Source organism: Hydrogenovibrio sp. SC-1 (assembly GCF_002848135.1).
Lineage (GTDB): Bacteria > Pseudomonadota > Gammaproteobacteria > Thiomicrospirales > Thiomicrospiraceae > Hydrogenovibrio.
In genome coordinates this window covers 1-15,675 of the sequence record NZ_PKGB01000028.1, presented here as the reverse complement: position 1 = coordinate 15,675, position 15,675 = coordinate 1, and the positions used below count along the sequence as shown (strand labels likewise).

The window sequence follows — 15,675 nt, the reverse complement described above, 5'->3', positions numbered from 1 at the left end:
TCGGTTGGGTCGCCTGTCACCGTTCCTTGTTCAAGGTTGACCGTTGCATGGGTATTATTGGCAGTAACGGTCAGGAGTTGTTGTAGGTGTGCATCGCTGTTTTCTGAGGTTTTTTCTTCAAAATTAAGCTCGCCAGATTCCAGGTAGCCGCCACCAGTAATCGAAACTGTGCTGCCGTCGGCTAGATAAATCATTTTGGCAGTCATTTCGTTTTTAGTTAAAGTACCGGTTTTATCGGTACAAATAACCGTAGCCGATCCTAGCGTTTCAACAGAGTTCAAATTTTTGATTAATGCTTGCCGCTTTGCCATTCGTTGTGAAGCCAGAGAGAGCGATAGGGTAATAGTTGGCAATAACCCCTCAGGAACATTTGCAACGATTAAGGATAAGGCAAAGATCGCTGAAATCAACACGCCTCTTTCTGAGAACCAACCCAGCAAAAAGAACACAACCCCAGCAGCCAGAGCGAGTAACGTCAGAACTGACGTCATATGCCGAATTTCTTTTTCAATTGGCGTCACCGTTACGGCGACTTCTGAGGTCATTTGAGCAATTTTGCCGAATTCAGTTGCGCTTCCGGTCGCAACAACGACCGCAATCCCAATGCCATTTGTTATCGCTGAACCGGCAAATACCATATTCTTAGCATCTAATTCGCGTTGCGCTTCTCCTGGATTTAAGTTTCTAGCGGAAGGGGTTGATTCTCCATTCAAGGCCGATAAATTTAAATACAGGTCATTGGCCGTTAATAAGATGGCATCTGCAGCGACTTTCGCACCTTCATCTAATTGCAAAATATCGCCTGGAACTACGTTGATAGCATCAATTGTTTGCCAGTTGCCATCCCGTAAAACGGTCGCTTCAGACTTCATCAGCTTGAGGAGCGCTTCCATTGCTTTATCGGCTTTAAATTTTTGCCAAAATGTAAAGGTCGCATTTAAGAAAACGGCACCAAATACGGCATAAGCCAAAATATCATTGCCCTGGCCTGGTTGATAATAGTCGGCAATTAAGGCTAAGATGGCTGCAACTTCGAGCAGAATTGGAAAAAAGGAAATGTATTCTTTGAGGTATTCAATCCGATAATCTTTCTGCTGCTTTTGAGCAATTTGATTCAAGCCAAAAGATTGTAAACGGCGATCCACTTCTACTTGAGATAAACCTTTATCGGAGCTTTGTAGGGATTTTAAAACCTGTTTGATCGGTTGTTGAAAAAGCACTATTCAGTCTTCCTTCCAAGGGTAGAACAAAATACTATTAATGCCAGATAAATCGGTCACTTGATTGATAATTTTTTGAGAGTGGGATGAGGTGTTGAAAATAACCAAATCCAAATCATTTTCAATCAAATAGTTATTCATGGATGTGGGGGTAATCGGTTGTAAAACCTGAACAACTTCTACATGCTGATTAAGCATGCCCGCCAATTGGACAAATGGTGCGGCAGCGTATTTCAGCCCTGATTTACTGGATGCTTTTTTAAGGGTTCGATTGTTCTGCAAATACAATTTACCCATTGCTTGATTGGAAGCGATGAGTCCAAGCCATAATACATAGCAATGAGGGTTAATCTTTTCTCCAGCCGCCAATAAAACACGATGAAAAGAGCTTACTTGAGATACATTTTTGACCTTTACGACCGCTATGTCTGTTTCAATCCTGGAGCGGATAATTTTTTCACTAAAGGAATGTGCGTTAGAGTTTTTTCGGGTTGCACAAAAAACGGTATCAATGGAATAAAGTTGTGCAAAGTACTTTAATTGGTCAATAACGCCGCCTTTTAAAATCACCGTTTCAAAAGGTACTTGGCTGGCTTCAGAAACTTCTTCTAATGTCGCTAAAGAAGATTGAAACTTTTCAATAGATTCAGCGCCATTATCAACAAATAAAAATGTTAGAGGTAGTTGGGTCGCTTTCGCATATGCAATGGCATAAAAGCTTGCTGCCTCAGAGAGTAATGAACCATTTACTAGTGATACCACTCGCATAGAAACCTCTCTAAAATTTAACTGTCAAAAAAGTATTGAAAACACTTTACCATAGTGGCTAAGAGAAAAAGACTTGAATGGCATGTAATGATGGTTAAGTCATTTGACAATGGCCCACTGTTTAAAACGACCTTAATTTTTTGGAGAAGGTTGCTTTATTTGCTAGCCCTTCAAATATGCCATAACAGAATCTTGGATCTTGAGAGAGCTCTTTTAGAGAAATCTCTTTTTTCATGAGCACTTCGATATTGGGATTTTGGATCGCACTATCAATATCCCAGTATCCCATATTCCACTCTGAAAAAAGTCTATGGTCAAAATAGCCTTTCATGATGGTTGTTACATCAGTATGATTTTTATCCTCGTGAAGTTTCTGCATCAAAAGATCGATACTCTTTTTTTCACCTTCAAGCAGTTGTAAAAAATAGCCCTTTTCATAAATTAAGCACCCTGAAATAGCATTAGCTAAGTTAAATTCTCTAGCCTTGCTGATCAATCTATCAATATCGGCCTTCTTTAAACCCTCAACGGCTTTGCTGATATAGATCGTGATGTAAATCTCGGGCTTTTTCAAATCTTCATCGATGGTGTCATCGTTTTTAAGTACTTCTAATAATGTGGCTTCATCCATTGGTCGATAAAAGAAATACCCTTGGATTCCATTTACTCCTAGCGTCTTTAATTCAAAAAGTTGCGTTTGATTCTCCACGCCCTCTGCGATGGTTCTTTTACCCAGTGCTTTTGCCATATTGATTACAGCGGAAGTAATCAGTTTGCTATCTTCTCGCTTATCAAGTCCATTGACAAATTCTTGATCGATTTTGATGTGGGTAATGGGCATACGAAGCAGTTGAAGTAAAGAAGAATAGCCTGTACCAAAATCATCGACCGCGACATTCATTCCGATCTTATTGAGTGCATTGAGTACTCTGATATTTTCATCCGCATCTGTCATAATAGAGGTTTCTGTGACCTCTATGAGAATTTTATGAGGATCGGCACCGGTCGTTGTTAGGATATCTTGAAAATCATCTACGACCTTTTCATTATCAAGCTGTTTTGCGGAAACATTGACTGATATGTAAGGGGCTTTGTCTCCATATAATTTTGTCAATTTAGCCTGCAGTTGGCATGCTTGCTCAAACACCCATCTGCCAATAGAAACAATCATGCCGATTTCTTCGGCAATAGGGATGAAGATTCCCGGACTCACACTGCCGCTCGGCGGATTCCATCTAAGGAGAGCCTCCATTCCTTTGATATGTCCGTTGGCACTGGAAACAATGGGTTGATAAAAAAGCACCATCTCATTTTTGTCTAATGCGCTTCGTAAGCCCGTTTCAATTTCTAGTTTTTGCTTTGAGTGAACTTGCAGGTCACTTGAAAAAATTTGCCATCGATCCCGACCATGTTGCTTAGACGCATACATGGCGGTATCAGACTCTCTTAGTAAGTCATCGGCAGAGTGAGTGGCGCCATGTCCTCTTGCCAGGCCTATGCTCGCTGTACTTACGATTTCTTTGTCTTCAAAGACAAGAGGCGTTCTTAGCGCATTATTGATTCTATCTGCTAGTTGGGTAAGAGCATCCTCCGAAGCAATATTTTCACAAAGTATCACAAACTCATCGCCACCCAATCTCGCTACCGTATCACCAGGGCGAACATGTTCACTTAATGTCTTTGCCACCTTTATTAACAGCTGGTCTCCTGCTTCATGACCATAGGTGTCATTGACTAGTTTGAACTTGTCTAAATCTACAAATAAAAGTCCGAGGTTTTGTTCGCTTCTTCGAGTTCGTACTAGAGCATTTGTTAAACGTTCCTTGATAAGCGCTCTATTCGGTAGGCTTGTCAGCGGATCGTGTGTGGCTCTCCAGATCAGCTCATCTTCTGCTTGTTTTCTAGCGCTGATATCCATCAAGGTGACGACCAATACCCATTCATTATCATCACTTTTGAATTTCGAGATACTGGCCTCTGCCGGGAAAAATGAGCCATCTTTTTTGTAGCCAGTGATTTCGCCTCTTTTCCCCATTCGAATTTCTTTTTGGTCACTCAGAACGAAACTTTTGATGGCTTGGTCATGGAAAGGCCTAAAGTGTGGCGGCACAAGGGAATTGACGGAAAGGCCATGTAATTCATCTTTTAAGTAGCCAAAAAGTTGATATGCCCCTTTGTTGACTTGCAGAATCATGCCGGTTTCATCTGTTGCAATTACCGCGATGTCGGCGGCTTCTAATATGCTTTTTGAGACAAATCCTAGTTCTTTTTGGAGTGACTTAGATGGTGTTTTTGGCGTAGTTGGAGGCGAGAGAGTTTCCACGCTCCGATATCGATCGGGAATAATTGGAGATATCTGGCCAAAACTTTCAATGATTGTAAATTCCCCATCGCTTTCACATCTTGAAAGATAGGTGTTGACCTTGGCATGGTGCGTTCCTTTGTCCATTGACACTATACCCTGTGGGGCTTCAATAGTGACGTTTTCCAATGCTTCAACAACGGCTTCTACATCGGTTGTCCCTGCCATATTGACCGCTTTTGCATAAGCGTGTACGCAGATATAGGTTCCTTCGCCAAAGTTAGTCAGCACGCCATTGCCGTGTGGATGGATGCCTGTGATATTGGGTTGCTTTTCTAAAAGTTCAAGATAGTTTTTGTTTTGCGGGGTATTCAGTGACATAAAGTAAGTGTTGCTGGAGTATAGACCTTCACGTACATCAGGGGATAGCTGACTGACCATGGCTTCATCGTAGTGTCCCATAACCACTGCCATACGCTTTTTTAGCCCCATTTCCGCAAACATATTGAGCAGGTTGATCTGATCTGCTCCGGCAAAATAAGGAACAAAGACATCTGCACCAGAATTGGCTACGGATTCCAAAAGTCTTTGAATTTCTTCAATGCTAGCGCCTATGGGTAAATACTCTTCACCGAGTATTTCACCACCATAGACCTGTAAGGCTTTTTTAGCCGCATCAATTGATCCTCTTGGCCATTCATAGTTATTCCCAGCGAAGTACATTTTTTCGCCAAAATGCCTTGCCATATAGGGAATCATTCTGTTTATCTGCTGATTGGGAAGTGCCGCAAAGTTGAAGAAGTATCGACCTTGAATGCTGCCTTCATAAAATGAGAAATTCAGATAAGGGATTTTTCTCGGTTCAGAGACCAGGCTAGAAACTGCAATACGTGAGTTTGAAAGCAAGTTACCGATGATGGCGCTACAATCAAACTCATCAATTAGTCTATTGGCGGCATTGACCGATGGTTCAGGAAAACTACCATCATCGAGAATTATCAGCTCCAGTTTTTGACCTAGCACACCGCCATTATTGTTGATTTCCTCGCAGGCTATTTTACCCGCCCAAGATACTTCAGGTCCGTATAGCTCAACTATTCCGGTAAGCGGAGGCATAAGACCGAGTTTTATCGATTTACTAGGCATTTGTTGTCCAATAGTCTATTTTGAGGGGGCATCGAATTTATTATAGCAACCTTGATAGCGGTTGAAATTGCCATTTTGTGGTCCCTTCAACAAAAAATTATTGCAAGGAGGGCTTTTTGTCAGTAAAAGAAAAATGAATCTGAAGTCAATGGAGTGTTACAGAGAGGCTAGAGTAAAGGGGGGCATAAGTTAAAATTAAAAAGCCGAGAATAGACTCCCGGCTTTTTAGTTGCTCAGCTGTTGGTTAGTAGTTAAATGTAAATCCAACAAGTGCTGTCGTTGCTTTAGTAGAGGTATATTCACCAGAGATGGTTAAAGCAGTGTCATGGGTTAAATTAAATGAAAGCCCTGCACCCATAAGACTAAATTTTGAGTCAGTTGCTTCATGAGTGGTGGTTGTGGTGGTTGTCGTTCCATGAGCACCTGTAGCTCCGCCGGTACCTGCGCCAGTCGCGTAGCCAACGCCTGCTTTAGCAAAAAATTTCATTGTGTGACCGAAATGGACGTTACCTTCTAAGAAAGCAGTGAAAACACTTCCTTCATCTGTTCCCATATTGGCAGAAACACCATAGCCGTAATTGTGTAGAAAATGACCAGGAACCCATTCTACTGCGACACCATTGCTTGTGGCAGAAGCGGCAGGATCATGAAGGTGAGCAGAGTCAATCGTGGTCTGAACCACGCCTACGGTTACACTACCGTTACCGCTTGCGTTTGCCACACCAGTCGCCATTAGTGCAGTTATACCCATGGTTGCTAATAAGCTTTTTCTAAGTGTCATAGTATCCTCTTATATTTTTTAAGAAAAAGTTTTGCATAATCATTCATTACGCTATTTAAATTATTAAAGAGGGTGCAAAATTACCCCTATTTAAAGCTGGGGTATTATAGTCAAGTGATAAGATTAAGTCTATGTTTTTGGTGAGGTTTTATGGAAAAACGTGAGAGAATGTCGATTGTATGATTCTAGAGTAGGTTGTTTTAGTATTTATGAAAAGTAAGATAAAACAATGAAAAACAACAAGTTAACTTAGGCTGTTAATTAACTTGTTGATTAAATATGGTGCGGAAGGAGAGACTCGAACTCTCACACCAAAGGCACCAGAACCTAAATCTGGCGTGTCTACCAATTCCACCACTCCCGCGAAGATAACCCGTTGTAAACAGGTTAAAAAATGTGGTGGCCACACCTGGAATCGAACCAGGGACACAAGGATTTTCAATCCTTTGCTCTACCGACTGAGCTATGTGGCCGTATTTTGATTTGGCGTATTATATAGAGGGGCTTGTAGGCTGTCAAATCCTATTTGGAAATAAAGCAAAAAAGTTGTCGGGGACTAAATAGGGACTAAGCAGGGACTGTAATATATGATTTTATACAAAAATGAGCAAAGGACTTATAAAGTCTAATCTTGCTCCTTTTGGATATATAACATATCGCCAACTTCGCAATTAAATAGCTCACAAAGTTTTTCAAGTGTTTCTAAGTCAATTCGTTTTGCTTCCTCTTTATATAATAGAGATATGGTGTTTCTATGAACACCAATTTTTTCAGCTACATCAACCATTTTTAATTTATCTCGTCCCATGTATAGGGATAAATTAGACCTAATCATTCTTTATGCCTCCATTTTTGACTAAATGTCATATAAAAATGCATTATGCTGTTGACAGTCGTCTTTTTATCTGTTTTAATGTCACTTAAGATGACATTGGGCTGACAAGTACAGACATTAAGTTATCTTTCTTAGCAAATTGTTTTAAAAAGAGGATTCTACCATGAGTATGACTTATTTGACCACAGAAGAACTTTCAGAGCGTATTAAATATAACGCAAGAACCATCCGTAATGACCTAAAAGACAGTGTATTACTCGAAGGACGTCATTATATTCGCCCATTTGGCCAGCGCAAGATCCTATTTATTTGGGAAAATATTGAAGAAGATATGCATAAGTTCTCTGAGTCAAGTCCCTTTGGGAGCAGTATTTGTAGTGAATGGGCGGCAACGACAAGTTCAATTCAAGGTTTATTTAATTAATCAGAGGAGGGATTTGATATGGGCGTTGTAAGTGTGAAAAAAGAAACAGGGCATTTGTATCTAGATTTTTACTACCTTAAAACACGTTGCAAAGAATATACAAAACTTTCAGACAATAAGGCTAACCGGAAAAAGCTAGGGCAAGTTCTAAAAGTCATTGAAGGTGAAATCGCTATGGGGAGTTTTCAATATGAGAAATACTTTCCAAATAGTAGCCGACTGCAAAAAATTAAAAAGTTAGAAGATAAGATGAAACCCGACTATCGAGAAACGCCTCTATTCAAAGATTTTGCAGAAGAGTGGTTTTCAGAAATGCTCCCAACCTGGAGAAGGGCAACAGCAGAAGGGTATCGGCGTTATCTCGATAAACGCCTAGTTCCCCATTTTGGAGAAATGGAAGTCAGCCGCATCACCAAAGCTGAAATTTTAAAATACCGCTCCAGCGTCGCCAAACAGTCGGACGGTAAATTAAAAGCCAAGACAATTAATAAATTTATTAAATGCCTAGGGATGATTATGAATGAAGCCGCTGACCGATATGATTTTACGCCACCTCATTTAAATATAAAACCACTTAAAGAAGAAAAGGTACATATTCAACCCTTTTCCATCGATGAAGTGAATCAGCTACTGGCTAATGTCAGAGAAGACTGGCGTGACTATTATTTGATTCGATTCTTTACTGGCATGCGCACCGGAGAAATTGATGGTCTTAAATGGGAAAACGTTGATTTTGAAAGACGTGAAATATTAGTCAGAGAAACATTCTCTGGTAATAAATGGGAATACACCAAAAACGATGGCTCTCAACGTGAAGTTGAAATGTCCACGCTGGTATTTAATTGCTTAAAAACACGATATGAAAAACACAAAAATGGACAAAATACTCAGCAAGAGTACAAGACAGATTTGGTTTTTCACAACAATGTTGGTCAACCAGTGCACGCCAGTAACTTTCTGCGTCGTGTTTGGACACCGCTTCTAAATTACTTAGGCATTAAATACCGAAAACCCTATCAGACAAGACATACTGCTGCAACACTCTGGTTAGCCGCTGGCGAAAATCCAAGTTGGATTGCAAAACAGATGGGGCATGCCAATACCAATATGTTGTTTTCTGTCTATGCCAGATATGTACCGAACCTCACCCGAAAAGATGGTTCAGCCATGGAAAGATTATTAGCGCAACAAGTACAGTCTTATCATCAACCCATCAAACTCAAATCAAGAGATGATAAACCCGAAGACGCCAATCAAGCACAACAAACTGAAGAAATTGAAGAAGCCCAAGAAGTCGCTTTTTGGGATCAGTTTATTCAACTGACAGAAAGCCAAGCAGGAGGTGTGCAATGAATTGTCAAATCGAACAAAACATTAAAAGCCAAAACCCAATACTCATGCCACAACATCTGAGTAATCTTAAAAACCCTTGGCAAAGCAACTCAATTCAAATTGAAGATCCTAGAGTGGTGAAACGAATCGTCAATAATCTGATGTACCTGTTCAATATTCAAGCTGGTGATTACATCACTTTTGTATTGGGGTATGGTCACTGTCGATCAAATGAACAAGCATTGCAATCTTGGGTTTTAGAACAATTAGAAGATCATCAACTCAAATCTAAAGAGCTATTGCCATATCTTGTTGAAAAGCTCAAAACACAACTCAATTTGGAGGTGTATTCATGATGGATTTTAATCATAACCAAAATATTGAAGCAACGATCACCGCTAACAATTTACTGGCCGAAGGTTTTAATGACTCACAAGTGGTTTATCATGATGCGGAAATCCCACTCCGAACGGTCAATAAACAGTATCTTGGATTAGCAGGCATTATGAGTGCCAGTGTGGGTTATCCGCTTGAACCCAATCACTATGTTAGTCTGACATTACTAGGAGGGGAATCATCTGGTCAAATCCAAAAACCGCAAATGATTGATTTTGAAGTATCGGAATATTTACTGGACAAAATGATCCAACGACAAAACCAACTATCACTGAACCAAGGTGATTTTATATGGTTATGGGTCAGTGTTGATGCTGCTCATCAGATTGAAGACTGGCGGTTGTTTAAATCCTCATTATCTCAACCAGTGATAATGAGTCTATATCAATCATCACAACACTTTGAGAGTTTATTAAACCTATTGAACTTGATTGAAAGCTTTAAAGTTAAGGCAGTGAAAGATTTTGCAATGAGTCTATTGTATAACCAACAGTTGATGAAAAAATGGTTGTCTTTACCGGCCAGTAAACACCATCATCACTCTTTTCCTGGTGGGTTAATGGTGCATTCAATTGAGGTCGCACAACTGGTACAACAACATTTACAATTTATTGAATCAGAAGTCAGTGCCCCAGAACGAGAGATAACAATACTAGCAGCCTTATTACATGACATAGGCAAAACCCAAACCCTAGATCAAAACCATCATACTCAACTGGGTCGTCTAGTTGATCACGAACAACTAACACTGCTTGTTCTAGCTGAACCCCTAAGTCAATTAAGCAAAACCTGGCCAAAAGGGTCTCATACTTTGCAATATTTATTGGGTTGGAAATCCAGTGATGGCTTTTGTAAATTTATTGGTGGTGAAATGATCAAGAATGCCGATCAAATCAGCACCAAACTATCCCTCAGAAGAATGGCATTTGCAGACAAGCCGGATTATTATCAATTTAGTAAAGTATCAACGCCAGGGAAGGAGTGGTATTTGAATCGGTTGTAAAAAAACTACCTGAGCAAAGTAGGGGAATGTTCAAGTGGTAGGAAATCCTTTTTTAATTTAGCCCAATGAACCAGACAAGTCAAATTGGTGGTTTGTTTCCTAATCATCAGGCCATCAATATTGATAGTAACCTAAGATTGGCGTCAGCTTGGCCAATAATCTTCATTTGAAAAAATGACAAATAGAATATAATTCTAGGTCTTATAAAGAACGTGGGGCTGTTCAATAGTATGAAACATGAAAATAAACGCGGTGCTTACCGAATCGATACCGTCATACCATGTAGTTACCACATTATCCCTGAGAAAGAGATTGACAATAGCTATTTGCCATCAGAGTTAAACGATAAATATATTGAAGAGTTTTTTCTTCGAAGTTTGAATCAAGTCAATTCAAAGATTGATGACTACATATACGCAATTGGCTCTAAAAGTACAATTCTTGCAGATGCATTTTCAGCGCTAAATTCAAAAATAGACTTTCTTTTCCAATCGATAGACAAAAAACAATTATCTAATTCTATGCCACGCAATTTAGTGAATATTAGTGTGTCAGGCATCGCCATTAGCATTCATAAAGATAAAGTTCATCAAAATGACAAAGTTGATCTAATGTTTCAATTAGACCCTGAAGATAGTCCAATCCTAGTTAGATGTGATGTTGTCAATATTTACCAGTGTGAAGACTCTCAAGACGAAAGAATTGTTGGCTTGAAGTATCAAAGCCTATCAGAAGAAAAACGAAGACAAATCCAGTTCTTTATCCAAAGAAAAGAATTCGAAATGAGTAAGCCTGATTTGACTCATATGTCTTCGCGCCTTAAAAATAGACGTGTTAGAGTGATAAATAGGTAATCGAGAGTAATTGTGCGTGAGACCTAATGTGATAAAAGTGTCATCAAAAAGTGTCTAGAAAAATCAGGCCTTACCACACCGGCAAAGTGAGGTTGGTGAAGAAAAATAATAACGATAAAACTTAATATCTACCGGAGACAATGGGATTGAATAACAAGCAACAACAATTTACTCACCTATATAGGGATATTTCAGCCAATATTTCTTCTGCTGTTCATGATCTTTCAGAGATTAAATTAGAACATCAGGAGGGGAATCAGCAGTTGATTGAGATGCAAAATTTACTTAATAGTATGCAGAAGCGTTTTAACGAAGAGTTAGTCTTTCTTGAAGAAAATTCTGAATGGGATGTTTTTTCGGTGGCATTTTTTGGTGAAACCAATGCAGGAAAAAGTACGCTTATAGAAAGTTTGCGTATTCTTTTTAATGAAAATGAGCGGCAAAAGCTGATCGATGCTAATGCACAAGATGTAAAGGTTATCGAGGAATCATTGACAGACCAGGTGGAAACGTTACGTCAACACATTGCAGAAATGGTGAGTCACCACGCTTCTGAAGTTGAAAAAATCACAGGGTTGGTTGCTGAAATAAAAGAGCGGAGTGAGCATGAAGCCAGTCTACGTTTGAGAAGGCATGTGTTAATGGCGGGAATCGGCGGCATAGTTGCTGGTGTTGGCGTGATGAGTGTTATTCAACTGTTTATGGTGAGTTAAGGTGAGTCCAGTAGGTATTCAGAAAACGAATGATGAAGTGAGCCAAGCAAACATGACAGGTGTCAGTTTCAATTCAATAGATGAAACGCTGAATAATATTTCATCAACGCTTAAGGACTTGGTTCAGCTTAAGCTCTCTAGGCGGAGAGTGGATGGCAAGATTATTGGCACCGGAAAGGCTGATTTTACGCAGGGTAACGCTTGCTACACGTTGTCGGTAGAAGAAGGAAAGCGTTTTTATATGGTTGATGTCCCTGGGATTGAGGGAGATGAAAGCCAGTTTGAAAACATGGTTAAAGAAGCTGTAGCTCAGGCCCATTTGATCTTTTATGTAAATGGTACTAATAAGAAACCGGAAAAAAAGACAGCAGCAAAAATAAAGTCGTATTTAGGGCGTGGCAGTAAGGTTTATGCCATTTGTAATGTCCGAGGTATGCCGGATGCGTATGAGTTTGAAGAGGATCGCCTTTCCATAATGGAATCTCATGGTGGATCCGAAGCGGCTTTTCAACAAACTCTTGACGTGTTGTCGTCGGAAATTGGGGAGGATTCCCTTATTGGAGGACAATGTGCTCAAGGTCTGCTGGCTTTCTGCGGTTTGGCTTTTGCTAAAGATCAAACAACAATTCATGCCAGTCGAGACAATGACCTGGTCCGAACTCAGAAAAACTATTTGAGATGGTTTGAAAACGCTGAAAAAATGGTCGATTTCAGTAATGTTTCGGGTCTAGCGCAGGTTATTAAGGATAAGCAGGATACTTATCAAGAAGACATTGTTGAGGCGAATAAAGATAAGGTAAAGGAGCTCCTTCGTCAAAATGAAGCGGAATTGACAAAGGCATTGCGTGAATATCAGGTTTTTGTAAATAATTTAAAAGCAGAATTTGAAATATGCAAAAAAGCAATTACACGTGCTCTTGATAATTTCGAAACATCAGTGGGTTCAGCGCTTAAAAGTCACTACCATAACTTTTTTACTACTTTGATTGAGAAATCTGATGAGGTGGTTAAAAACAACTTTGGTGATAATGATCGAATCGAATCTGAAGTAAACAATGCGTCTGAAAAACTAAATGAAGAGCTTGATGGTCAGCTTCATTCGGATATCGAAACCTTATTAGGTCAACTCCAGGAAGAAATTAGCCGCGCTATAATTCGTTTGTTTGAAAATATGAAACGGGTGGAATATCAAGCCAATCTTGACTTAGATCTAGAATTTGATGGCAAAGGACTTTCGACTGGGTTGGATATTAAAGACTGGGGGAAAATTGGATTTAATATTGCTTCTTACGCTGCCAGCGGCGCTGTTATAGGGTTTCCTTTTGGTGGCCCTGTCGGTGCGGCTATTGGGGGTGCTATTGGTGCAGCCATAGGGGTGTTGATAAGTGTTCTTGATTTGTTTGTAAGTGAAGATAAAAAAATCAGAAAAGTTCAGAAGCGGTTTGGGGATAAAATCAATAAGTTACGAAAAAAAGTATTTAAGAACCATGAACAGCAAGTACAAGATATTGTTTCCCCTCTTCGGGAGGGCGTGAACAAGCAGGTGATTGGTGAAATCGATAAGCTAGAAAATGCTTTTAAGGAAGCTGAAGCCCTGATGCAGGGACAGCTTGATTTGATGAGTGAACTTGCTTCTAAGATTGAGAAAATGCCTTATGGTGAAATACAAAAAGTTTGATTGCAGAGGGGTTATTGGGTGAATCAATTTAAAAAATTTAATGTTGATAAAGAGAGTGTTCTGAATTCTCTCAAGCAGATGGAAGATGTAATAGAGCAGATGGCTGAAGTTGGCATTGATGCTACCAATGATCTCGAAAAACTGAAGCGTGCCGTGACTTCTGTGGAAGATGAGGTCTTAAGAGTCGCACTTCTGGGTGCCTTTTCAGATGGTAAGACCAGTGTCATTGCCTCATGGCTGGGAAAAATCATGGATGATATGAAGATTGATAGTGATGAATCTTCAGATCAGTTATCTATCTATAAACCTGAAGGGTTAAATGGTCAGTGCGAAATAGTCGATACCCCAGGCCTTTTTGGTGACAAGGAGAAAAATGATAGCGGGAAAGAGGTTATGTATGAAGACATTACTAAGCGTTATATTTCTGAAGCACATTTGATTTTCTATGTTGTCGATGCGACGAACCCGCTTAAGGAAAGTCATGGTGATATTGTTCGTTGGATTTTACGTGATTTAAATAAACTGTCTTCAACCATTTTTATTATTAATAAGATGGATGAGGTTGCTGACTTAACGGATGAAGTCAGTTATGCGGAGCAAGCACATATTAAAAAAGAAAACTTGGTTGGCAAGCTAAAGCGAGTGGCTAGCTTGTCAGAAGCTGAGTTGTCTGAGTTAAAAGTAGTTTGTATGGCATCAAACCCAAATGGTCGAGGTTTGGATTTTTGGTTTAAAAAACCTGAAATTTATGAAGACCGTTCAAGGATTAATGATTTGCGTACTGTTACCAATGCGGTTTTAGACAATACTGTTCCGTCTGTTCTTGTTGCCAAAACAGGATTGGATGTGGTGAAACAAATAGTGACAGAGAAGGTAACTCTAGCACAGGTACAAGTTGATGCATTACAAAAAAATGAGTCGCAAACCATACAAGAAATCAATCGTATTGATGAAGATATTCGTAGTGGGAAAAAGCAGATTCGTCAGATGAGAGATCAGCTTTACAATGAGTTGAACGAAGTGGAACGGCGTTTATTAGTTCAACTGCGTTCTGCTTCAATTGAAGACATTATGCCATTTTTAGAAGATGAGATTGGGTACTCCAACAAGGATTTTGGTTTTAAATTGCAGTTTCAAATCAAGTCTAGTATTGAGCGTTTTTTTGATGATGCCAAGGTTGTAAGTAGTCGCATAGGGAAGGATATTGAGATACAGCTTGATGCGCGTGAAAGCTTAGTTTCTTCCATCTCACAGAACGCAAGTAAAGCTGTAAGTGGCGTTGCTAGCACTTTATCAAAAATGCCAGTGGATACAATCAAAACGGGTATTTTTGCCGCTCGTGATGCACTTGGTAAGGTCGCTGGTGTTGTTTATAAGTTTAAGCCTTGGGAAGCGAGTAAATTAGCTGGCTCGATTAGTAAGTGGGCGGGTCCTGCAGGTGCCGCTGTTACAATAGCTTCGGATCTTTTTAGTGCGTACCAAGTGAATGAACAAGAGGAAAAACTTAAAAATCTTAAAAGTGATTTAACGGAGATGATTAAGGAGGTATTTAAGGATGTATATGATCTGCTTATTGATGATGAAAAAATGTTTGAATTTTTTGCACCTCAAATACATGAATACCAAATTATTCTCGAAGCTCTAGAAAATGATATTGAAAATATAAGAAGTACTCAAGTGCGTTTGGTAGAGTTGAATCAAAAATTAGAATCTATTGCATTGTTTGATAGGGATAGCGATAGTCACTAGTGCCTGTAATTGACTGGCAAAATGAAGGCGATATGTGTTGGGTAATATGAGGGCGTTCAGAATTCTGTGTCAGCCAAGGTTGCTAAATATCCAACACCTTGTCGAGTCGGCCTTCAAAGTGAATCGCCAATTGTGATAAGGCGAGATTCCAGTTCTGGACGGGCATCGTCCATTTCTTAGAGGCATTAAGTATGCCAGCATACAACAGCTTCATCAAGCTGTTTTCATTTGGAAAACCACCTTTGGTCTTGGTCAATTTGCGGAACTGGCGGTGCACCGCTTCAATCGCATTGGTGGTGTAGATGACCTTTCGGATGTAATCAGGATATTTAAAGTAAACGCTCAGATTCTCCCATTTGCGTCGCCAAGAGTTCAGGACTAATGGATATTGTTTTCCCCATTTGTCTTCTAACGCATCCCCGCTGTGTCAGGATAGTTGTCCGGTTCTTTTTTTTAATTTTTACAATTAGGCAG

At 39.8% G+C, this 15,675-nt stretch carries 13 protein-coding genes, 2 tRNA genes and 1 pseudogene; 8 read left to right on the top strand and 8 right to left on the bottom strand.

Annotated features, from left to right (window positions below):
* From CYQ88_RS10960 to CYQ88_RS10930, 7 genes are all read right to left on the bottom strand, one after another.
* Window positions 1-1,220 (bottom strand): HAD-IC family P-type ATPase (locus CYQ88_RS10960; protein WP_143483794.1); only part of this gene is annotated, 1,220 nt, incomplete at its 3' end.
* A gap of 3 nt (window positions 1,221-1,223) precedes the next feature.
* On the bottom strand, window positions 1,224-1,988 hold the full coding sequence (locus tag CYQ88_RS10955) for a hypothetical protein (protein ID WP_101841383.1): 765 nt from the start codon (window positions 1,986-1,988) through the stop codon (window positions 1,224-1,226).
* A 121-nt stretch (window positions 1,989-2,109) separates the two neighbouring features.
* Window positions 2,110-5,436, bottom strand: coding sequence for an ABC transporter substrate-binding protein (locus CYQ88_RS10950; protein WP_101841382.1), 3,327 nt, complete (start codon window positions 5,434-5,436; stop codon window positions 2,110-2,112).
* Window positions 5,437-5,680: 244 nt separating this feature from the next.
* Window positions 5,681-6,217: a hypothetical protein gene (locus tag CYQ88_RS10945; RefSeq protein WP_101841381.1), complete on the bottom strand. Its 537-nt coding sequence runs from the start codon at window positions 6,215-6,217 to the stop codon at window positions 5,681-5,683.
* 280 nt (window positions 6,218-6,497) lie between these two features.
* Window positions 6,498-6,581, bottom strand: a tRNA-Leu gene (locus CYQ88_RS10940).
* Between the two features lie 33 nt (window positions 6,582-6,614).
* A tRNA-Phe gene (locus tag CYQ88_RS10935) sits at window positions 6,615-6,690 on the bottom strand.
* Window positions 6,691-6,842: 152 nt separating this feature from the next.
* Window positions 6,843-7,052, bottom strand: coding sequence for a helix-turn-helix transcriptional regulator (locus CYQ88_RS10930; protein WP_101841380.1), 210 nt, complete (start codon window positions 7,050-7,052; stop codon window positions 6,843-6,845).
* 163 nt (window positions 7,053-7,215) lie between these two features.
* Between CYQ88_RS10930 and CYQ88_RS10925 the strand changes: the two genes are divergently transcribed.
* The 8 genes from CYQ88_RS10925 (at window position 7,216) to CYQ88_RS10890 (ending at window position 15,201) form a co-directional block, all read left to right on the top strand.
* Window positions 7,216-7,476, top strand: a complete 261-nt coding sequence (locus CYQ88_RS10925) for a hypothetical protein (RefSeq protein ID WP_101841379.1) — start codon at window positions 7,216-7,218, stop codon at window positions 7,474-7,476.
* An 18-nt stretch (window positions 7,477-7,494) separates the two neighbouring features.
* A complete protein-coding gene (locus CYQ88_RS10920; protein ID WP_101841378.1) occupies window positions 7,495-8,829 on the top strand; it encodes a tyrosine-type recombinase/integrase in 1,335 nt (444 codons plus the stop codon).
* Window positions 8,826-9,164: a hypothetical protein gene (locus CYQ88_RS10915; protein ID WP_101841377.1), complete on the top strand. Its 339-nt coding sequence runs from the start codon at window positions 8,826-8,828 to the stop codon at window positions 9,162-9,164. Before CYQ88_RS10920 ends, CYQ88_RS10915 begins: the two co-directional genes overlap by 4 nt.
* Complete coding sequence (locus CYQ88_RS10910; RefSeq protein WP_101841376.1) at window positions 9,161-10,207, top strand: TraI domain-containing protein; 1,047 nt, start codon at window positions 9,161-9,163, stop codon at window positions 10,205-10,207. Before CYQ88_RS10915 ends, CYQ88_RS10910 begins: the two co-directional genes overlap by 4 nt.
* 230 nt (window positions 10,208-10,437) lie before the next feature.
* Complete coding sequence (locus CYQ88_RS10905; protein ID WP_101841375.1) at window positions 10,438-11,061, top strand: PilZ domain-containing protein; 624 nt, start codon at window positions 10,438-10,440, stop codon at window positions 11,059-11,061.
* 146 nt (window positions 11,062-11,207) lie between these two features.
* Entirely contained in the window at window positions 11,208-11,774 is a 567-nt protein-coding gene (locus CYQ88_RS10900) for a hypothetical protein (RefSeq protein ID WP_143483793.1), read from the top strand.
* A 148-nt stretch (window positions 11,775-11,922) separates the two neighbouring features.
* A complete protein-coding gene (locus tag CYQ88_RS10895) occupies window positions 11,923-13,452 on the top strand; it encodes a hypothetical protein (protein WP_143483792.1) in 1,530 nt (509 codons plus the stop codon).
* An 18-nt stretch (window positions 13,453-13,470) separates the two neighbouring features.
* Window positions 13,471-15,201, top strand: coding sequence for a LeoA/HP0731 family dynamin-like GTPase (locus CYQ88_RS10890; protein ID WP_101841372.1), 1,731 nt, complete (start codon window positions 13,471-13,473; stop codon window positions 15,199-15,201).
* 82 nt (window positions 15,202-15,283) lie between these two features.
* On the opposite strand, the pseudogene CYQ88_RS10885 reads toward CYQ88_RS10890, so the two are convergent.
* Window positions 15,284-15,619, bottom strand: a pseudogene (locus CYQ88_RS10885) (transposase); the annotation flags it as partial.
* Window positions 15,620-15,675 lie beyond the last annotated feature (56 nt).